The sequence below is a fragment of the Cellulosilyticum sp. genome, from assembly GCF_982396655.1.
Genome location: NZ_CEVXFV010000067.1, coordinates 1 through 19,124, shown reverse-complemented (window position 1 = coordinate 19,124; position 19,124 = coordinate 1). Strand labels below are relative to the sequence as shown.

20 protein-coding genes are annotated in these 19,124 nt (G+C 33.6%); 13 read left to right on the top strand and 7 right to left on the bottom strand.

Going from position 1 to position 19,124, the window contains the following annotated elements; translation table 11 throughout:
- Positions 1-76: 76 nt before the first annotated feature.
- The 3 genes from AC1VAQ_RS18800 to AC1VAQ_RS18790 form a co-directional block, all read right to left on the bottom strand.
- Positions 77-1,276: a toxic anion resistance protein gene (locus AC1VAQ_RS18800; RefSeq protein WP_303244071.1), complete on the bottom strand. Its 1,200-nt coding sequence runs from the start codon at positions 1,274-1,276 to the stop codon at positions 77-79.
- A 17-nt stretch (positions 1,277-1,293) separates the two neighbouring features.
- Positions 1,294-2,820, bottom strand: coding sequence for a YceG family protein (locus AC1VAQ_RS18795; RefSeq protein WP_479904386.1), 1,527 nt, complete (start codon positions 2,818-2,820; stop codon positions 1,294-1,296).
- A gap of 257 nt (positions 2,821-3,077) precedes the next feature.
- Entirely contained in the window at positions 3,078-3,338 is a 261-nt protein-coding gene (locus tag AC1VAQ_RS18790) for a hypothetical protein (protein ID WP_302598709.1), read from the bottom strand.
- Between the two features lie 167 nt (positions 3,339-3,505).
- On the opposite strand from AC1VAQ_RS18790, the gene AC1VAQ_RS18785 reads away from it, so the two are divergent.
- From AC1VAQ_RS18785 to gloA, 5 genes are all read left to right on the top strand, one after another.
- Positions 3,506-4,423, top strand: a complete 918-nt coding sequence (locus AC1VAQ_RS18785; RefSeq protein ID WP_479904385.1) for a LysR family transcriptional regulator — start codon at positions 3,506-3,508, stop codon at positions 4,421-4,423.
- Between the two features lie 101 nt (positions 4,424-4,524).
- Entirely contained in the window at positions 4,525-6,792 is a 2,268-nt protein-coding gene (metE, locus tag AC1VAQ_RS18780) for a 5-methyltetrahydropteroyltriglutamate--homocysteine S-methyltransferase (RefSeq protein ID WP_302598711.1), read from the top strand.
- A gap of 30 nt (positions 6,793-6,822) precedes the next feature.
- Positions 6,823-8,619, top strand: coding sequence for a bifunctional homocysteine S-methyltransferase/methylenetetrahydrofolate reductase (locus AC1VAQ_RS18775; RefSeq protein ID WP_302598712.1), 1,797 nt, complete (start codon positions 6,823-6,825; stop codon positions 8,617-8,619).
- A 79-nt stretch (positions 8,620-8,698) separates the two neighbouring features.
- Positions 8,699-9,454, top strand: a complete 756-nt coding sequence (locus AC1VAQ_RS18770; protein ID WP_302598713.1) for an exodeoxyribonuclease III — start codon at positions 8,699-8,701, stop codon at positions 9,452-9,454.
- A gap of 95 nt (positions 9,455-9,549) precedes the next feature.
- On the top strand, positions 9,550-9,954 hold the full coding sequence (gloA, locus tag AC1VAQ_RS18765) for a lactoylglutathione lyase (RefSeq protein ID WP_479904384.1): 405 nt from the start codon (positions 9,550-9,552) through the stop codon (positions 9,952-9,954).
- A 63-nt stretch (positions 9,955-10,017) separates the two neighbouring features.
- On the opposite strand, the gene ilvA is transcribed toward gloA, so the two are convergent.
- Positions 10,018-11,229, bottom strand: a complete 1,212-nt coding sequence (gene ilvA / locus AC1VAQ_RS18760) for a threonine ammonia-lyase (RefSeq protein WP_302598716.1) — start codon at positions 11,227-11,229, stop codon at positions 10,018-10,020.
- A gap of 384 nt (positions 11,230-11,613) precedes the next feature.
- Between ilvA and AC1VAQ_RS18755 the strand changes: the two genes are divergently transcribed.
- Both AC1VAQ_RS18755 and AC1VAQ_RS18750 read left to right on the top strand, forming a co-directional pair.
- Entirely contained in the window at positions 11,614-13,113 is a 1,500-nt protein-coding gene (locus tag AC1VAQ_RS18755) for a DHH family phosphoesterase (protein WP_479904383.1), read from the top strand.
- 24 nt (positions 13,114-13,137) lie between these two features.
- Positions 13,138-13,566 carry a SoxR reducing system RseC family protein gene (locus AC1VAQ_RS18750; protein ID WP_302598718.1) on the top strand — a complete coding sequence of 143 codons (429 nt, stop codon included), beginning with the start codon at positions 13,138-13,140 and terminating at the stop codon, positions 13,564-13,566.
- A gap of 124 nt (positions 13,567-13,690) precedes the next feature.
- Here AC1VAQ_RS18750 and AC1VAQ_RS18745 read toward each other — a convergent pair whose 3' ends face one another.
- Entirely contained in the window at positions 13,691-14,899 is a 1,209-nt protein-coding gene (locus tag AC1VAQ_RS18745; RefSeq protein ID WP_303244074.1) for a hypothetical protein, read from the bottom strand.
- Between the two features lie 168 nt (positions 14,900-15,067).
- Between AC1VAQ_RS18745 and AC1VAQ_RS18740 the strand changes: the two genes are divergently transcribed.
- Complete coding sequence (locus AC1VAQ_RS18740) at positions 15,068-15,217, top strand: hypothetical protein (protein WP_479904382.1); 150 nt, start codon at positions 15,068-15,070, stop codon at positions 15,215-15,217.
- 14 nt (positions 15,218-15,231) lie between these two features.
- Here AC1VAQ_RS18740 and AC1VAQ_RS18735 read toward each other — a convergent pair whose 3' ends face one another.
- Positions 15,232-16,701 carry a recombinase family protein gene (locus tag AC1VAQ_RS18735; protein WP_479904381.1) on the bottom strand — a complete coding sequence of 490 codons (1,470 nt, stop codon included), beginning with the start codon at positions 16,699-16,701 and terminating at the stop codon, positions 15,232-15,234.
- Between the two features lie 217 nt (positions 16,702-16,918).
- Complete coding sequence (locus AC1VAQ_RS18730) at positions 16,919-17,281, bottom strand: helix-turn-helix domain-containing protein (protein WP_479904380.1); 363 nt, start codon at positions 17,279-17,281, stop codon at positions 16,919-16,921.
- Between the two features lie 133 nt (positions 17,282-17,414).
- On the opposite strand from AC1VAQ_RS18730, the gene AC1VAQ_RS18725 reads away from it, so the two are divergent.
- The 5 genes from AC1VAQ_RS18725 to AC1VAQ_RS18705 all read left to right on the top strand — a co-directional run bounded on the left by AC1VAQ_RS18725 (position 17,415) and on the right by AC1VAQ_RS18705 (position 18,954).
- Positions 17,415-17,585, top strand: a complete 171-nt coding sequence (locus tag AC1VAQ_RS18725; protein ID WP_479904379.1) for a hypothetical protein — start codon at positions 17,415-17,417, stop codon at positions 17,583-17,585.
- A 69-nt stretch (positions 17,586-17,654) separates the two neighbouring features.
- Positions 17,655-17,798 carry a hypothetical protein gene (locus AC1VAQ_RS18720; protein ID WP_302597013.1) on the top strand — a complete coding sequence of 48 codons (144 nt, stop codon included), beginning with the start codon at positions 17,655-17,657 and terminating at the stop codon, positions 17,796-17,798.
- Between the two features lie 558 nt (positions 17,799-18,356).
- Positions 18,357-18,536, top strand: a complete 180-nt coding sequence (locus AC1VAQ_RS18715; RefSeq protein WP_302600141.1) for a hypothetical protein — start codon at positions 18,357-18,359, stop codon at positions 18,534-18,536.
- Positions 18,537-18,542: 6 nt separating this feature from the next.
- A complete protein-coding gene (locus AC1VAQ_RS18710) occupies positions 18,543-18,752 on the top strand; it encodes a hypothetical protein (RefSeq protein ID WP_302600235.1) in 210 nt (69 codons plus the stop codon).
- 7 nt (positions 18,753-18,759) lie between these two features.
- Positions 18,760-18,954 carry a hypothetical protein gene (locus AC1VAQ_RS18705; protein WP_302600236.1) on the top strand — a complete coding sequence of 65 codons (195 nt, stop codon included), beginning with the start codon at positions 18,760-18,762 and terminating at the stop codon, positions 18,952-18,954.
- The last annotated feature ends 170 nt before the right edge of the window (positions 18,955-19,124 follow it).

Here is a 19,124-nt window from a genome sequence, read left to right as displayed (position 1 = left end):
TATAAAAAGAGGTGTATTTTCACACCTCTTTTTATATAAAATTTAATAAGTAAAATTTTATTTGTTTTAGTAAAATCTAACGTTTGTTTTTAAGTAATTCATATTTCATGTTTTCAAGTTTTACCGTATTGGCTTCACGCTGTATACGATTATCTTTTTCAATTTCTTTTGTTTGTTCAATACCTTGTAAAATTGTTTGCCATGTACGTTCTAGCGTATCCATGCTTACGGAACTTGTACCGGCCATACGTGCAATATTAGTAGTTTGATTTGCCATATTTTGAGCGTTGCGTAAAAGAAGTTCATTTGTTTTATCATCCAATGCTTTAAGACTTTTAGCTTGTAGTTCTTGTCTCTTAAGAAGAACTGCTTGTGTTAAGCATTGTTTAAATATTGGAAGTGTAATAATAAAGGCTGAGTTGATTTTACGTGTAAGATTGAAGTTGCTATATTGGATGCCTTGGATCATAGGAACTGTTTGTAAGGCAATATTTTCTGCAATTTGCAAATCATATACACGTTGTGCAAGCATTTCGCGAGTTGTTTGCAAGCTTTGAACAGTTGTAAGAGCAAGGCGGTCTCCAGCATCCGCTTTTGCTTGGAATTCAGGAATAAGTTTATTGTCAATTTCCTCAAGCCCCATTTCGCCAGCTACAATGTATTTTTCAAGTTGCTCATAGTAGGTGATATTGGCATCATACATAGACTTAAGTGCTTTATTAGAGTTTTGAATATCCATTTCATATTTCTTTAAGATAACATAGATTTTATCAACTTCAGTACCCATATTTTCATATTTTTGGAACAGAGCATCTACAGAGTTTTTTGCACGATTAAAGATTTTTTGAAGTCCTTTAGGTTCTTTGATATCTTCAAGTTCTTTAATGTCAAAGCGGTCCATAACTTTTGTGAGCTGCCCAATCATTTCACCAGCTTCTTCTGCTTTGACCTCTTTCATTGTAGCAAGTAGGCTGTCAGAAATTTTTGAGATGCCTTGGGTTGCATTTTGACCAAAAGCAAGAATGGTATCCATATTGTCAATATGAATTTCGCTTGTTAAAGCTTCAACTTCTGGAAGCTGACGTAATTTTTCTTTATATGAAAGAGTATAGTTCACCATATCTTCCTGCTTGATAGGAACGATTTCTGGTTGTGGTGTAGGGGCTGGATTGCCAAGTGTGATTCCAGTTGGATTTTGTGTTGGATTTTGTGCCGCTTGTTCAAGCTGTGTTACATCTAATCCATTTTTAATTGAACTTTCTAATGAAATTGCCATAAGTTTAAACACTCCTTTTATTTATTAAATAATCTATTGAAAAAGCCTTTTTTAGGAGGTGATTTAATTCCAAAATCATTCACCATATCTTCTAATTTGATATCGCTAATAAAACGAGGCGCTATCATAGAGTTGATATTACTTGTGCCGTTTGGTGAAAAAATCACGATATCTAAGCCACAAGTATGTAGGAAGCCTAATAAAAGGGCAGTTTTTATATCACAAGGCACCGTGCCGTTTAAATAAAGAACCAGCTTTGGGATTTGTGTTGTGAAATCATAGCGGTCAATGAGGCTTAAGATTTCTTTATCCATGTTAAGTGTAGAGGCGATTAAAGTAAGCTTTTCTGTTTCACTAAATGGAAAGGTAAAAAGTGATGATTTAGTACCTGTTAATAATTCATTTAATTTACCTATTAAAAATTGAATGGTTTCTAAACGCAAGTGAGACCATTTACTAAATAAAGCATGCGCTTTAAGTGACGCACTGTTAATGGTATCATCCAGATTTAGACAAGGCTTAAGGCTTAATAAATCACGACTACTAAATTCAGTAGTACTTGTACCGACATTGTGATAGTTGATGGCCTTACTTTGCATATAAGAAAAACTTGTAAAGTCTGTACTACAGAGGTTAAGATTTTCCATAAATACAATGAGTGGGGCATCTTTTAATTTCTGTACAAGGTTATAGTAAGCCATGCGGTCTTTATAAACGCCAGAAATTTTATTGAAGAACACAGGCGTATAGACTATATCACCCGCAGTTTTGAAGCCAGGTCTAAGTGTAGCAGGCTCTGCCCAATAAGTTAATGTATCTTCAATTACGGCATCCATAATGACAGGAGAAGTAGTACCGTGTGCAAATTGCCAAGGTCTATAAATACCGCAGTCATCATAGAGATGATTGTTAAGTTCGTTCATAGCTTGTTTGGCATAAGTTGTGACTTTATCAATTACAACACCGTTATGAATACGTTCTTCAAAAGGAATCATGACAGGACTAGGTGGGCCAAGTATGATAGTCTGAGACATATTGTCTTGGTCAATATGCTCTAAGAGCGTATTACCGCATGGATTAAAATAAATCACATCAAATCCAATAAAGGCAAGAAGTATTAAAAAGTATGCCTCAGAAAGTGTTAAATCACCATAATACATACATTTTAGAATATCACTACTCGTGCCAAAATCAATTGTGCTGATAGAGGCTTTTGCCCATAAGAAAAGGTCCTTCCTTAGCACATTTAAGTCAGTAGCGTTTGAAAGTACAGCATTTCTTTTAGCTAAATCAAGAGTGAGTGCTAAGGCTTCAGTAAAAACTTGATTATAAGCTATGGAAGTTGTAAGTGGCAGTGGTGACTGTAAGAGTTCGCTTTCTGCTAAGCTTTCTAATGTTGAATCAGAAATTTTATTTAAAGAACCGGTAAATATAAGATGACGACCAGTTAATTGTTTGAATTTATGATTAAAAAGTGCCAATGTATCATTATAAGATGTATCATTTTCCATGCCTTTTACATTGCAGAAATAATTGCCTTGTATGACACTAGAATGATTGAAGACATCTTCCGTTAAATGAGTTAATTTAATAATGCCTATGATGAATCACTCCTTTAGGTTGCAAAAGTTTTACTTATAAGGTTTAAAGATATATTTCTTATTATAGCATTAAAATATAGAGAGATTAACTATTTTGCAGACAAAATTATATATAGTAACGTAAAATTGAGATAATAAAAAGGGTCGGCCATAATAGAAAACCGATCCTTTTTAGTGACATAGCAGGAGTCACTTTAGCCTTATTCATGTTTCATTTGATATTTTAGTTCTTTCTCTAGTTCTTTTTCTTCATGTTTAGCAGCATGTGCGGCTTTATGTTCTTCGTGAATGACATGATAACCTTCTTTTACTTTTTCATGTTCTTCATGTTTCATTTGATGTTTAAGTTCATGTTCTAGAATTTTTTCTTCATGACGTTCGTGACGTTCTTCCTTTTTTTGCTCATGATGAGCTTCCATGCCTTTGATGTCTTCTTTGAGTGTTTCTAGTATTTTACTCATAATATTGTCTCCTTTAAGAGGTCATAATGACCACGATGATATATTGTGGTAAACAAAGTATAGTGTTTGTAAAAAGGGATGATTTTATACTCTATATAAAATTTGAGCAATGAAATATAAAATTTGATATAATAAACATAAAATTTAAACTAAAATGAGGAGGTAGTATGACATTACAGCAATTAAAATATGCCATCGAAGTGGCTAGATGGGGCTCTATTAATATAGCGGCTAAGAAGTTGTTTATTACACAGCCTAGTTTATCAGCGGCTATTAAAGAGTTAGAAACAGAAATTAATCAAATTATTTTTGAACGCACCAATAGAGGAATTAGTGTCACTATGGCTGGCAGTGAATTCTTAGGTTATGCAAGGCAGGTAGTGGAACAAGCTGAGCTTTTAGAAAGACGCTATTTAAATGTGAAACCAGCCAAAAGCCATTTTTCAGTATCTACGCAGCATTATGCTTTTGCAGTAAATGCCTTTGTAGACCTTATTAAGCAGTATGATAGAGAAGAATATGAATTTAATCTAAGAGAAACACGTACATATGAAATAATAGATGATGTAAAAAATTTAAGAAGTGAAATTGGGATTTTGTATTTAAATGACTTTAATGAAAAGGTATTAAATAAATTTTTAAAAGAGAGTGGACTTAAGTTTACATCGTTATTTGTAGCGCAGCCTCATGTATTTATTAGTACGACCAATCCTTTAGCAAAGCAAAAATATGTGACATTAGAGGCGTTAGAAGATTTTCCATGTCTTTGTTTTGAACAAGGAGAATATAATTCTTTTTATTTTTCTGAGGAAATTTTAAGTACCTTATCACATAAGAAAACCATTCGTGTAAGTGACAGGGCAACACTCTTTAACTTATTAATTGGTTTAAATGGCTATACGATTTCTACTGGCATCATTAGTAAGGAATTAAACGGCGAAAATATTATTGCAGTTCCTTTAAAAGTAGAAGAACATATAGAGGTAGGATGGATTGCGCATAAGAATATGGGGCTTAGCAAGCTGGCTCAAACTTATATTACCATGTTAGAGCAAGCTGTGAAGTGTACAAAATGTTATAGTTAAAAACTATAACAAGTGATAGTTTTTAAGGGTTACCCTATAGTTTGAAATTCTTGTTATGATAAGTTGTAGAAAAATGACAGGAAAATTTAAGGAGGAGCAAAATGAAAAATGCAATCATTGGCTATCCTAGAATAGGGGCCCAACGTGAGTTGAAATTTTGGATAGAGGATTATTTTAAAGGAAAGTTATCAAAAGATGATTTAGAAAAACATGCTAAAAATCTGAGAGCAATTCAGTGGCAGGCTATAAAGGATGCAGATATTGATTATATACCATGTAATGACTTTTCTTTTTATGATGGCATGTTAGATACTGCCATGATGCTAAATGTTATACCAGCTGAATATAGCGCATTAGGCTTAGATACAATAGAGACATATTTTGCTATGGCAAGAGGCTATCAGGGAAAAGCAGGTGATGTGAAAGCAAGGCCGATGAAAAAATGGTTTAATACAAACTATCATTATATTGTGCCTTGTATAGAAGAAGTAGCGTTTAAATTAAATAGTGCAAAACTAATTAAAGAGTATAAGGAAGCTCTAAGCCTGGGGATTAAGACGAAACCAGTTGTGATTGGTGGATTTACTTTTTTAAAGCTTGCGCAGTATAGTGGTAATATAAGTTTATCAACTTGTCTTGAGCAGGTGGCTGATATATATAGTAAATTAATTAAAGAACTAGGTGAATTAAATGTAGAGTGGTTGCAAATAGATGAGCCAATTTTAGTTACTGATTTAACTAAAGAAGATCAGGAGGCTTTCAGGCATTTTTATGAAATACTTTTAAAACAAAAGGGAAAAGTAAAAGTTTTATTACAAACTTATTTTGGTGATTTAAGAGATTGTTATAAAGCAATTACTACATTAGGATTTGACGGCGTGGGTATAGATTTTATAGAGGGGAGAAAGTCATTAGAGCTAGTAGAAAAATATGGTTTTCCACAAGATACACTTCTTTTTGCTGGAATAGTGAATGGTAAAAATATATGGCGCAACAATTATAAAAAATCAATAGCACTTATAGAAGAGTTAAAACGCTATGTAAGTGACGAAAATTTAGTTATAAATACTTCTTGTTCCTTACTTCATGTGCCATATGGCCTGCAATATGAGCAAAAGTTAAGTAAAGCTTATAAGAAACATTTTGCTTATGCTGAAGAAAAGTTATTAGAATTAAAGATTTTAAAAACCTTAGGAGTAAGTAGCGAGGTAGAAAAAGAAGCAGATTATATAGAAAATCAGAAGCTGTTTGCTGAAAGAAAAAGTGAACAAAATTACGAAATGGCTAAGTTAAGAGAAGCGGATTTTGTGAGACAGCCTGCTTTTGAGATACGTGAACAGTTACAAAGAGAAGCTTTTAAACTGCCTATTTTAACGACCACTACTATAGGTTCTTTTCCTCAAACCCAAGTCATTAAGCATAATCGTAGTCAATTTAAAAAAGGAGAGATTTCGGAAGAAGTCTATCAAAGGGTGATTAAAGAAAAAATACAGGAATGTATTAGATTGCAAGAGCAGGTTGGATTAGATGTATTAGTTCATGGAGAATATGAAAGAAATGATATGGTAGAGTATTTTGGTGAACATTTAGAGGGATATTTGTTTACAGAAAATGGTTGGGTGCAATCTTATGGAACACGTTGTGTTAAGCCGCCTGTTATATGGAGCGATATTTCAAGAAGTGGCGATATTACTGTAGAATATGCCAAATATGCACAAAGTCTAACAAACAAACCAGTAAAAGGGATGCTTACCGGACCTGTTACTATTTTAAATTGGTCATTTCCGAGAGAAGATATTTCGCTCAAAGAAATGGCATATCAAATTGCACTAGCTATAAGAGAGGAAGTGCTTGAACTAGAAGCAAATGGCATCCGTATGATCCAAGTTGATGAGGCTGCTTTAAAAGAAAAGTTACCACTTCGCAAGGAAGAGTGGGAAAGCGAGTACTTGGACTGGGCAATTAAGGCATTTAGATTGGTTCATAGTGGTGTTAAGGCAACAACACAGATTCATACGCACATGTGTTATAGTGAATTTGAAAACATTGTAAAAGCTATTGATGAGATGGATGCAGATGTAATTTCATTTGAAGCTTCTCGTTCGAACTTATCTATTATTAAAGCCCTTAATAAAAATAATTTTAAAACACAAGTAGGACCTGGTGTATATGATATTCATTCACCTAGAATTCCTAGTGAGGAAGAAATTATAGAAGTTATTCAAAGGTTACTTGAAGAAGTAAAACCAGAGAAGTTATGGATTAATCCAGATTGTGGGCTTAAAACAAGAGGAGAGGAAGAAACAGTACAAAGCTTAACGCATTTAGTAACTGCAACGAAAAAAGTAAGAGAAAATTTAGGAAAATAGATAGAATAACATTTAAGGCGGGGTGACAACATGAGAAACGATGGTACATTATTAATTTTTGATGGGGCAATGGGCACATACTATGCCAATCATTATCATAAGGTTGGAAATAAATGCGAACTTGCTAATATTGAAGATGCAGAAAAGATATTAGAGATTCATAAGGCATATATAGAAGCTGGTTGTAATGCTATAAAAACCAATACTTTTGGGGCTAATACAGTAAACTTAGAATGTGATTTCACTAAAATACAAGACGTCATAAAAGCAGGTTATCATCTAGCAATAGAAGCAGCTAAGGATACAGATGTAAGTGTGTTTGCAGATATAGGCCCTATTTCGTTATTAGACCAAGAAGAACTAATAGCGTCTTATAAGCAGATTGCGGATACATTTATAGATTTAGGGGCGAAAAACTTTTTGTTTGAGACATTTAGTACGGATGAAGGGCTTGTAGAGGTGGCAGAACATATTAAAGCGAAGGTACCAGAAGCATATATTTTAGTATCATTTGCTATTTCACCAGAAGGTTTTACAAGATTGGGCCAAAATGGAAAGAGTTTAATTCAAAGGATGTTAAGCTCAGATGTAATTGATGCTACAGGATTTAACTGTTTTTCAGGACCAAAGCATTTGCTACATTTTATGGAAAGCATTGATGTTAGCCAAAAGCCTATTGCGATTATGCCGAATACAGGTTATCCGACAGTAATAGATAATCGCACCTTCTTTAGTCATGACAGTCAGTATTTTGCAAGACAAATGGTGGAGATTGTAAAACAGGGTGCTAAAATTATAGGAGGGTGCTGCGGGACGACACCACTCATGATGGCGGAAGTAGTAAAAGAAATAAACCAGAGTATAAGTGAGCCGCAATATGTGACAGTAACGAGAGCAAAGAGTGAGGATAAAAAAGCATTAAGCTTTGTTAAGGAAACAGGCAATATGGACTTAATGGATAAAATAAGAAAAGGCAAGAAAATCATAGCTGTTGAATTAGATCCGCCTATAGATACAGAGATTGAGTTTTTTATGAGTAGTGCTAAGAAGTTACAAGAGATAGGTGTGGATACTATAACGATAGCGGACTGTCCTATTGCGCGAGCGAGAGTAGATAGTAGCCTTTTAGCTTGTAAGTTAAAAAGAGATTTAGGGATTACACCTATCCCACATATGACATGCAGAGATCGTAATATTAATGCCACTAAGGCCCTACTTTTAGGTTTGAATATAGAGGGGGTAAGAGATGTCCTGGTAGTGACAGGAGATCCGATTCCTACTGCCCAAAGAGATGAGATTAAGGCAATTTTTAACTTTAACTCTAAGATTTTAGCTAATTACATAAGAGAACTAAATGAAACGAGTTTTGGGACACCGTTTAATATTTATGGGGCACTTAATATTAATGCTGTAAATTTTGAGAGTGAACTACGTAAAGCAAAACAGAAAGTGGAAAGTGGTGTCACTATGTTTTTGACACAACCAGTATTAACAGCTCAGGCGGTAGAAAACATCAAGAGAGCACATGAAGAGCTAGAAGCTAAGATTCTAGGCGGCATTATTCCCGTTGTAAGCTATCGTAATGCCTGTTTTATGAACAATGAGATATCAGGGATTAATGTAGCTGATGAAATTATTTCACTTTATGAAGAAGCAGATAAAGAAAGGGCAAGCAAACTGGCAGTAACAATATCGACTGAAATCGCTAGAACTATTGAAACATATGTAGACGGATATTATTTAATTACACCTTTTAAAAGAATAGATTTAATTACAGAAATCGTTAGAAACATTAAGGAAGCCTCAAATTTAGAGATAAGCTACTAGAATAGGTTTAGATATTTGGCGTTTTGGGCTTAATATAGTATGATAAAAAGATATTAAGCTAAAATAAAAGGAGTAAGAAATGAAATTCATATCATGGAATGTAAATGGGCTTAGAGCCTGTGTACAAAAAGGTTTTTTAGATTACTTTAAAGAAGTGGATGCAGATATTTTTTGCATACAAGAAAGTAAATTACAGGCAGGGCAAATTGAGCTTGATTTACCAGGCTATTATCAATATTGGAATTATGCAGAGAAAAAAGGTTATTCAGGAACAGCTATTTTTACAAAAGTGGAACCACTTTCAGTAAGCTATGGGCTAGGGATTGAAGAGCATGACAAAGAGGGGCGTGTCATTACATTAGAGTTTGAAAAATTCTTTATGATTACAGTTTATACACCAAATTCACAAAGCGAGCTAGCAAGAATTGCGTATCGTATGAGCTGGGAGGATGCCTTTAGAGCATATCTTAAAAAATTAGAAGAGACAAAGCCAGTAGTAGTGTGCGGGGATTTAAATGTGGCACATAATGAGATTGATCTTAAAAATCCTAAGACGAATCGCGGAAATGCAGGCTTCAGTGATGAAGAACGTGGTAAATTTGGCGAACTATTAAATGCAGGTTTTATTGATACCTTTAGATATTTTTACAAGGATAAAGAAGGTGTATATAGCTGGTGGTCATACCGCTTTAAAGCAAGAGAGAAGAATGCAGGATGGCGTATTGACTATTTCTTAGTTTCTGAGGTGTTAAAGGATTGTTTAAAAGACGCACAGATTCATACTGAGATTATGGGGTCAGACCATTGTCCTGTTATGTTAGAGATGGAGATATAGAGCATGTTTATGTATAGGGGATTATGATATAGTCCATGCTGTGGTATAATAAACATACTGTGATATAATAAAAATGATTCTGCTAGAATTACATTATGAATAAACAACAAGGAGAGATTTTAATTATGAAAATGCTTCACACATGTATTAGAGTTATGGACTTAGAAAAATCATTAAAATTCTACAAAGAGGCACTTGGTCTTGTAGAAACAAGAAGAAAAGAGTTCCCAGAACATGAATTTTCATTAGTTTATTTATCAGATGAAAGTGGTATTTATGAATTAGAGCTTACTTATAACTTTAACCCAGAAAAACCATATGATTTAGGAAATGGTTTTAGCCACATTGCAGTAGCTGCAGAAGATTTAGAAGCTGCAAGAGAAAAACATATTGAAATGGGTTATGAAGTAACACCACTTAAAGGACTTCCAGGTGAAAAACCACATTACTATTTTGTAACAGATCCAGATGGTTATAAAGTAGAAGTTATTAGAGCATAAGAACAAATAAAAATAAGCAGGTTATAGCACTAAGTTTAGCGCTATAACCTGCTTATTTTTTTATTAGTAAATAATTTCTAATTCATAGCCTTCAGCTTCCATTGCACGTTTGATTTCTGCAATGTGTTCGTGTCCGTTAGTTTCAACAGTTACTTCTAAAGCAACATGACGTAAGCGGTCAAGCGCTTTGAATTGGTTATGGTCGAGTTTTACAACGTTAGCACCAAGGTTAGCAAGGATATTTGCAACTTTTACAAGTTGACCTGGTGTATCTTGTAATTTAACTGAGAAGCAGAAAAGTCTACCGCGAGAATGAAGACCTCTGTTTAATAAAGAAGACATGGTAAGTACATCGATATTACCACCGCTAATCACAGAGACTACTTTTTTACCTTGCATATTTAATTTCTTAAGTGCTGCAATAGAAAGGGCACCTGTTGCTTCTGAGACGATTTTATGTTTTTCTACTAATAGGAAGATGGATTCAATTAAGTCTTCATCATCAATTGTAATGATATCATCTACATATTTTTTAACAATTTCAAAAGTGTGTGCGCCTGGTACTTTAACAGCAGCGCCATCAGCAATGCTATCTACTTTGTCAAGTGGTTCTACATGACCTACATCAAGCGCATGACGCATACCAGCAGCACCAGTAGATTCTACACCAATCACTTTGATATTAGGATTAATAGACTTAGCAGCTACAGCAATACCACTAATTAAGCCGCCACCACCGACAGGAACTAAAATGACATCGGCATCTGGTAATTCTTCTAAGACTTCAAGGGCAATGGTGCCTTGACCAGCCATAACATCTACATCATCAAATGGATGGATAAATGTATAGCCATTTTCCGCTTCTAAACGTTTTGCTTCACTATAAGCTTCGTCATAAATTTTACCAGATAGTACAACATGAGCACCCCAGTTTTTAGTTGCCTGAACTTTGATAAGAGGTGTTGTCTCAGGCATTACAATAGTAACATCAATACCAAGTGCATGACCTGAATAAGCTACACCTTGTGCATGGTTACCGGCAGAAGAAGCAATAAGTCCTTTGCGTTTTTCTTCATCTGTTAATTTCTTGATTTTATTTAATGCGCCACGAATCTTGAAGGCACCTGTTACTTGTAAGTTTTCTGGTTTGAGATAAACTTCATTATTAAACTCATGGCTTAATTCATAACTATAGATTAAATTTGTTTGAGTGCATGTTGACGCGATACGTTCTTTAGCCGCTAAGACGTCATTTAAAGTTAAAAGTTCAGACACAATACTAACCCCCTAATAATCATAAAATAATTTTAAATGAAGTTATATGCGACAATCAAAATCATTTTATATAAAATTCGATAATATAAAGTATATTATATATACATGTGTGAAGATATGCAAATATTTATTGAAGATATTTTGCGTAAAGCGTAAATATTTGTGATAAGATAAAAATATAGATTTCACATGACTAAAAAGCATGAATAACTAAAATTTATAAATGTGAAATCTATATGAATAACTATGTGAAATCATTTGGAGAAACCTATTTATGGGATGTATAATTTAGAGTTATACGTGGTTTCTCTATAAATAAGCTATTTGCAAGTATGTGATGAAATAGACTTATCTGTAGAAAATATAAAATAATGAGGTTAATATATGAGGCTTTCAGCATTCAATAAATATCATGATATTGTGATTCAGTGTCATGATAATCCGGACCCAGATAGCATTGCCGCTGGCTTTGGATTGTATAGATATTTTACGGCACATCATAAAAAGGTAAGGCTTATATACAGTGGACGCCTTCAAATCACAAAGCCCAATATTTTAATGTTTGTAAAGGCATTAGAGATTCCGCTAGAATATGTAGAAGTCATTGAACCCCCAGAACTTCTTATAACTGTAGATTGTCAATATGGTGCAGGGAACGTTAGAAAATTAGAAGCGCATCATGTAGCGATTATAGATCATCACCAACAGGAGGTGAGTCAAGGTGAAAATATCTTTTGTATGGATATTCGAAACTTTTTGTCGAGTGCTTCTACAATTGTATGGGATCTTCTGGTGAAAGAAGGATATCAGCTTCAAGAAGAAGCTGAGCTACAGACGGCTTTGTATTATGGGCTTTTTACAGATAGTAGTGGCTTCTCTGAGATTAATTATCCTCTTGATAAGGATATGAGGGATTCTTTACAATTTGATAAGGGACTTATCCGTCAACTTAAGAATTCGGTATTATCGCTTAGAGAATTAGAGATAGCAGGAATGGCACTTATTAGACATTCGTATAATGTAGTAAATAAATTTGTTATCGTAAGAGCTCAGGAGTGTGATCCTAATATACTAGGATTTATCAGCGATCTAGCTTTGCAGGTAGATAGTGTGAACGTATGTATTGTGTATAATCAAATGGAAGATGGTATCAAATACTCTGTTAGAAGTTGTATTAAAGAGGTAAGAGCGAATGAGCTTGCATCGTATCTTGCATTAGGTTTAGGCACAGGTGGAGGGCATGTCGATAAGGCAGGTGGCTTCTTAAAACAGAGATATTTTAATGAAGCACATGAACACATTAATGCAGATGAATACTTTTTAACCAGGCTTACAGCATATTATGAGAGCTTTGAGGTAATTGATACTGTAGAAGAGGAAGTAGATACAAGTGGGATGAAATGTTATAAACAGCTACCAGTATATGTGGGGGCTATAAGTTTAACAGAGATTTTTAAGCCGCATACTTTGATTATGATTAGAAGTTTACAAGGAGATATAGCATGTAGGGTAGAAGAAGGAGATTACCTGATTATAGACTATAAAGGAAGAGTGCATCTAATGGATAAGGAGATTTTTGATGCCACATGTACGATGAAGGAGGAAAGCTACAACTTAGCACTAGATTACTTCCCAAGCATTAGAAATCGCCTGACAGATGAGGTGATTACTTTAGAAAAAAGGATGAAAAAATGCCTTTTAAAAGGAACACATTATATTTATGCAAGACAGCTAGAAAAGGATGTGAAGCTTTTTGGTTTATGGAATAGAGAGGACTATATGTATGGGAAAAAAGGTGATTATATAGTAGTTAGCCAAAGTAACCTTCAAGATGCTTATATTGTAGAAGCAGAGTTTTTTAATAGGGGATACGAAGAAAAGTAATAGCAGTTACAGGGAGGATATATTATGCCAGTAGGAACAGTTGAAAAATTAGAAAACAAATATGTTTTTGTAAGAATGGAAAGGCAAGATATGTGTGGAGAATGTCATGCTTGTGAGATGCTTACAGATAAAAAAAGTTGCAGCCTTAAATGTATAAGTGCTATAAGATGTCAAGTAGGAGATAGGGTAGAAGTTTCGCTAGAAAATAAAACATTTCTAAAAGCAACTTATATTATGTATGGATTACCTTTTATAGGGCTAATAGTGGGCTTGGGCTTAGGATATATTCTGCAGAGTTATTTGGCAGTTTGGTGGGGAGAATTACTTTGTGTTTTAACGGCTTTGTGTGGGATGGGCATTATGTTAGGTGTGATTTATAGACGTGATAAGAAAAATGTGTATAAAAAATATTTACCATGCATCATAGCAAAAGAGGAAGAAATAAAAAAATAATTTATAAATAAAAGCCTACACAAAGTTATTTTGGTGTAGGCTTTTATTTATAATAAATGCGCTGTTCTTCTCATCCTCTCTATACTCAAAAATAGGAATGTTTTTGCAGCATTCTCTTGTAGTATTAAATACGTGGAGCAATATCGAAGCCAGTAAGTTCTTGTTGCATAAAGGCATTTTTAGCAGAATCAATAGGGTCTTGATGAGGATGTTTAGGGGCAGTGGGGGGACGTGAGGTCTGATTAGGTGACGTATTAGGTTGAGCTTGAGGAGCCGGCGGTGAATCTTCTAGGCCTTCAGCTTCCATAGATGGCAACATAGCATTTGTGAGTTTAACGCCTTCTAGATAAAGTTCTAATTCAATAGGAATATGCGTATCAGGGTGAATGTGGTCAAAGTCTATCATATAGACTGTACTAATTTTTACCGAGGGACTAAGAATGGCATAACATTCGACAGCCTGCAAGGAGTTTTCGGAACTAGTATGGAAAAAGCATCTTACAAAATTGCCCTGAATAGAAGAAGGGGTGGGCATACTAAATCTAAGGCCGTTATCTATAGAAAGAAAGGTACAAAGTTCTTTATTGATATAGGCATTAATCCAAAGGTGATCGAGGTAAGCAAATATAATAGGTGAATAAGCAGTAGAAGTAGTACAAAGAGAAGTAGCTGTACATTTGGTGCCATTATAATAAATAAGCTGATACTTACCATGAACTTCCGTGATATAGGTCATATGCACTTCGTCATTGTAAATGCATACACTATAATCAAGAATAGGCGTATAACTACTTACATAATTGGTTTCTTTAATTTTACCCTGATGAATATCGAATCCCTTTAATAAGTAGCTTTCATCAGTATGTTGAATATAAAAAATATAAACAATGTCATCTTGTACAAAACTTTTGAGCATACAAGGTTCATAGGGTGTTGTAAAGAGGGTAGTAAATAAGGAACCATCTATATTTTGATAAACAAGATTATAAGAAGCATTTTCTAGTGAAATATAGGTGATATAAAGCATATCCTTAAGGATAAAAATAGAGGGTGATAAGAGGGTATAATTATCGGGCGCATTAACAACCTGTGTTTTTTTGAGGCAATGATTGTTTTCATAACATAAATAGTTTAAATGAGTGTCATTAGGAAGTGTGAGGATATGAAATTTATTGGAAGAATCTATAGTTACGCTAAAGTCTTTACAAGGGGCAGGATAAAGCTGAAACGGTCTTGAAGGTGTATTAGGCCCACAAATCTGACACAATACGCCATGACGAGGGCGATTGTCTATGAGGGTAAAGGTGTGGTCCTTATGAAATATAAAAGGCATACAAAATAAACCTCCTATGTTAAAAAACGCTTCTCATATAAATATATTGATAACTAAATAAATTTATACGTAAATGTCACCAATCAACTTTAGTTTCCATATTATAGTATTGGAAACGACAAATTATGATTCACATCATTTTTTAGAATCATACAGGAGGTTTAAACTATGAGTAAATGTTGTTGCAATAATAGCGATGTGAAGTTTTTCCAACGACCTAATGCAGGACTCTGTGACCAATGTCACCCTGCTGAAAATAAAATGTCTCCCCTAGAAGCAGTCGCAATGTGCCCTCCTATTGGAGAACCTAGTGGTTAAATAAGGCAACGAATTTAAATATAAAAATTGGCAACTAAAGTTTCTTCAGATTTATTATATATAATTGACTTTAGTATAGATTTTAACGCTTTGTTTTTAGAATTAATATCTATGCTAGGGTCTTCTAATATAGATATCACAGTTACAAGCCTAGTCTTAAATTCGCTTACTATTTTATCATCAATAATATTATTATTAATAATGTTTGTTAGCTCATCCATTTCTTTCTGAATAGCTATTTTATTTTCTTTATATTCTGCAAGTGTATCTATTTCATTAAGATAGGCTTTCTTTGCAAGGTCAAGTTTATGCTTTAACTTATCAAGTTGCATTTCATACAGCATAGTATCCTCATGTTGATGGATGCATTCAATATTTAATCCATCAAATGTTCCCGTGTCATTTACAATGGTTAATGTTTCAGTCAATATATTAAGGACATGTTGTTCAGCGTTTTTGACATATAGATAATTACTTGTATCGCATGACCCTGCTTTGTACTTACAACACTGATAACCATCTGCATTACGAATGCTTCCATCTTTTCTCGTAAATCTAGCTGTCCTATAGGTTAATGTAGCACCACACTTATAACATCTAAGAATGCCACCTAGCCAATGTACATAACCTGTATTTTTTATAATTATATCTTTGTGCCACATACTAAGTGATTCTTGAGCCTTATTCCAGATGTCTTTATTTATAATGGGTTCATGTGTATTTTCTACAATTACCCAATCTTTTTGCTCTTTAATAACTTTTTTACTACCTTTTGTAGATGAGTAGTTCCAACGATTCACACCCATGTATACAGGATTTTCTAGTATATATTTAATTCTTTTAGCATCAAAATTATTTCCAGTCTTATTTCTATAACCTAATCTATTAAGGTGTTTTGCTATTGTACTAGTTGATTCTCCATTGATACACATATCATATATTTTTTTTACAACGTCAGCTTCTTGTTTATTTATAAGTCTTTTATTATGCATAATATCATAGCCTAATACTGGCCTTGATTGTAATCCACCACGTTGAGCTTTTTCAATCATCCCCTTCATTACTTCATCAGCTAAGTTTAGGGAATAATATTCTGCCATAGCTTCAAGCATAGCTTCAAGAATAACAGAAAACTTATCATCTTCTAATTGCTCTGTGATGCTTATTACTTTAATACCACATTCTTTCCTAAGTAAGGATTTATAAACGACAGAATCTTCTCTAGAGCGAGCAAAACGGTCAAATTTATGTACAAGTATAGCATCAAATGGTTTTGGCTTGGCCTTGGCTGTTGCAATCATTCTCATGAAAGCAGGTCTGCGTTTTGCAGAGGTACCACTTATACCTTCATCCATAAAAATATAGCGTTCATCTATTTGATAGTTGTTCTTTTTAGCATATTCTATTAAAGACTTTTTTTGAGCATCTGGCGAGAATTCTAGTTGATCCTCTGTAGAGACTCTTATATATAAAGCAACATTCATAGTTAGCCCTCCTTATAAAATAGTATATTATCTTTATTGACTAATAAAAACAAATTAATTATAATTAAATAAAAACAAACATATGTTCGATAAACGGCAGGAGTGATTTATTTGAAGCAGGAAATAATGAAGTTAATTGATAGTATAGAAAGTGAAAGGGTATTGAAGTTAATTCATGATTATATATTAGGATATGTAAATAAAAGTAGAGGGCGTGCTATTTAGCAGGCCCTCTTAGTGATTGTACCATATTAGCAAGATAGATAAGTTGCTCATCAGTGAGTTCTGTTAATAAAAGCAGGGCTTTTTTAACGTCTGGATTTTCTATAGCAGATAACTTACCAAAAGCATAAGCTAAAGAACTATCAATATCATTTTCTTTAAACATATCACCTTTTCCTGTGCGGAGCCATTCTTCATTTACATCAAACTCTAGACATATTAGTTTTATAGTCCTATCTGACAATTCTTTCCTACCATTTTCTATATCAGATATATGCCCTTGTGTAGTAAATATTCGTTGAGCAAATTCTCCTTGCTTTAAAGAAAGAGTTTTTCTTAAATCTTTTAATCTATTCATTGTGAACCTCCTTTACAAATAATTATATCAGTAAAAAAATCTCTTAGCAACAAGAAATAAAATCCATGTATTGACAATTTAATCTTAGAGATATATGATTATCTCATGGCAACAAAAATTGGAGGTACTTAAAATGATACTAGATAGACAAAATGCTATAGAAGAAATTATAAAAGGTGTTTTTGAATTAACTGAATTCCAAGCCGTACATTTAGCAGGAACTATTTATGGAATGGTTATTTCAAATGGACTAAACACCATACAACAAAAATCAAATAAGATAGATAAAAAGAAAGATACATAAAAGGTCAACTAAAATAAAAAACAGAATAGGACACAATGAGACTTGAATATTATATATTGAGGTGATGATATGAAATATATAATTTTACTAAATGGTAAACCTATAGAAGAGGCTACATCAGAGGAACGTGAGAAATTAGAGAAGAAAGCTAAGCAAGCTTTTGAAAAGTACTTAGGGATTAAGTATAAAGAGAAAGAGAAAAAGATAATTTAGTGTTACATATGAATAAATATGATAGTAGTATACAAAAGAATATTAGGAACCAACCTGCTAGGTGTGAGGGTATAAACTATAATATTACAACCTATAGCTGAAAGTGGAGTAGCAACGTACAAAAGATGAAAGGAATGAGAATAGTAAATCAACAAATGAGTAGGGCATTAGCTACTGGTGACAACACGCCAGTAGTATTAATAGAGCAGATGGACAAGCGGAAGTTAGCATAACAAGTGTAGAACTCATACAGCTAATTAATGAATTTAGAAGAGAAGAAGGGAACAGAGTGAAGAGCTTTAGTTAATGATTCAAGGCGCTAATGCTCAGATAAGATTAAGCGTTTAGAAAGGGGCTAACATGAGTATACAATATATTCTCATTTTGATAGTTGTCTTGTATATATCTTGGCGGTTTGGACAACCCATTGTAGCTAGAAAAGAGAAGATGAATAGATTATAAAGCATGTAAAAAAGCCTTGAGTAGAAGCAGCTACTAAAGGAAATATTGAAATGACTCGAGTGTTAATAGAATATAGCTTGAAAAAGGAGAATGATAATGACAGATAAATTTACTATTAAGCAGCAAGCAAAAGCAGAAGGCTACAGAGCCGTAATGGTAGATATCGCTACATATGAAATGCTAGTAGAAATGAAGGAGCAAACAGGTGTTAGCTTAGGGAAGTTATTACAATCAGCAGTACAGTTTGCATTTGAAAGATTTGAAGTGGAGGAATAATAAAACATGGATAAGGATAACGTTGAGGTTTACTTAGCTGGAAAAAGAATTGAAGGATTAATTAAAAAGAGAGATGAAGTAGCACTTCAAATGAAAGATATTCTTCCAAGTGAAATGCCAGAGCATCTCAGTAATAGTTATAGCTTATTAGAACAAGCTTTTATTGAGGCTATTAAGGCAGAAGCTAGATATATTACACTTAAGGCAGAGGAGTAGAGAGCACATGAATAATGAAATATCTATATATGATGCAATTAAAGTCTATGAAGAACAGATAAGAAATGCAGCAGAAAAGGCTAGGCAAGAAGAAGGGCTCCAAGTAAATGTTAACCCCGATTGTTATGTCGCAAGAGAGTTAATGTACCAAACAGCCATACTTAAAAAAATCGAGAATATGCTTAGAAATCAAAAAAAATAGTGGCATGCAATAACATGCCAACAACTAAGAAATTCGCATTTTATAAGTTTAATTGGGTCTTGATAGATAGACATATATATACAACCCTTTCTTTATATATTTCAACTTTGCAGAGCTGATAAATATATTGTAAGGGTAATAATACAAAAATACAAATATAGGTAGGAGAA

What these genes read in the sequence shown, in the direction of transcription:
- AC1VAQ_RS18800 (WP_303244071.1), bottom strand. Translation starts at nt 1,276, where the DNA reads ATGGCAATTTCATTAGAAAGTTCAATTAAAAATGGATTAGATGTAACA.
- AC1VAQ_RS18790 (WP_302598709.1), bottom strand. Translation starts at nt 3,338, where the DNA reads ATGAGTAAAATACTAGAAACACTCAAAGAAGACATCAAAGGCATGGAA.
- AC1VAQ_RS18785 (WP_479904385.1), top strand. Translation starts at nt 3,506, where the DNA reads ATGACATTACAGCAATTAAAATATGCCATCGAAGTGGCTAGATGGGGC.
- metE (WP_302598711.1), top strand. Translation starts at nt 4,525, where the DNA reads ATGAAAAATGCAATCATTGGCTATCCTAGAATAGGGGCCCAACGTGAG.
- AC1VAQ_RS18775 (WP_302598712.1), top strand. Translation starts at nt 6,823, where the DNA reads ATGAGAAACGATGGTACATTATTAATTTTTGATGGGGCAATGGGCACA.
- AC1VAQ_RS18770 (WP_302598713.1), top strand. Translation starts at nt 8,699, where the DNA reads ATGAAATTCATATCATGGAATGTAAATGGGCTTAGAGCCTGTGTACAA.
- gloA (WP_479904384.1), top strand. Translation starts at nt 9,550, where the DNA reads ATGAATAAACAACAAGGAGAGATTTTAATTATGAAAATGCTTCACACA.
- AC1VAQ_RS18755 (WP_479904383.1), top strand. Translation starts at nt 11,614, where the DNA reads ATGAGGCTTTCAGCATTCAATAAATATCATGATATTGTGATTCAGTGT.
- AC1VAQ_RS18750 (WP_302598718.1), top strand. Translation starts at nt 13,138, where the DNA reads ATGCCAGTAGGAACAGTTGAAAAATTAGAAAACAAATATGTTTTTGTA.
- AC1VAQ_RS18745 (WP_303244074.1), bottom strand. Translation starts at nt 14,899, where the DNA reads ATGCCTTTTATATTTCATAAGGACCACACCTTTACCCTCATAGACAAT.
- AC1VAQ_RS18740 (WP_479904382.1), top strand. Translation starts at nt 15,068, where the DNA reads ATGAGTAAATGTTGTTGCAATAATAGCGATGTGAAGTTTTTCCAACGA.
- AC1VAQ_RS18735 (WP_479904381.1), bottom strand. Translation starts at nt 16,701, where the DNA reads ATGAATGTTGCTTTATATATAAGAGTCTCTACAGAGGATCAACTAGAA.
- AC1VAQ_RS18730 (WP_479904380.1), bottom strand. Translation starts at nt 17,281, where the DNA reads ATGAATAGATTAAAAGATTTAAGAAAAACTCTTTCTTTAAAGCAAGGA.
- AC1VAQ_RS18725 (WP_479904379.1), top strand. Translation starts at nt 17,415, where the DNA reads ATGATACTAGATAGACAAAATGCTATAGAAGAAATTATAAAAGGTGTT.
- AC1VAQ_RS18720 (WP_302597013.1), top strand. Translation starts at nt 17,655, where the DNA reads ATGAAATATATAATTTTACTAAATGGTAAACCTATAGAAGAGGCTACA.
- AC1VAQ_RS18715 (WP_302600141.1), top strand. Translation starts at nt 18,357, where the DNA reads ATGACAGATAAATTTACTATTAAGCAGCAAGCAAAAGCAGAAGGCTAC.
- AC1VAQ_RS18710 (WP_302600235.1), top strand. Translation starts at nt 18,543, where the DNA reads ATGGATAAGGATAACGTTGAGGTTTACTTAGCTGGAAAAAGAATTGAA.
- AC1VAQ_RS18705 (WP_302600236.1), top strand. Translation starts at nt 18,760, where the DNA reads ATGAATAATGAAATATCTATATATGATGCAATTAAAGTCTATGAAGAA.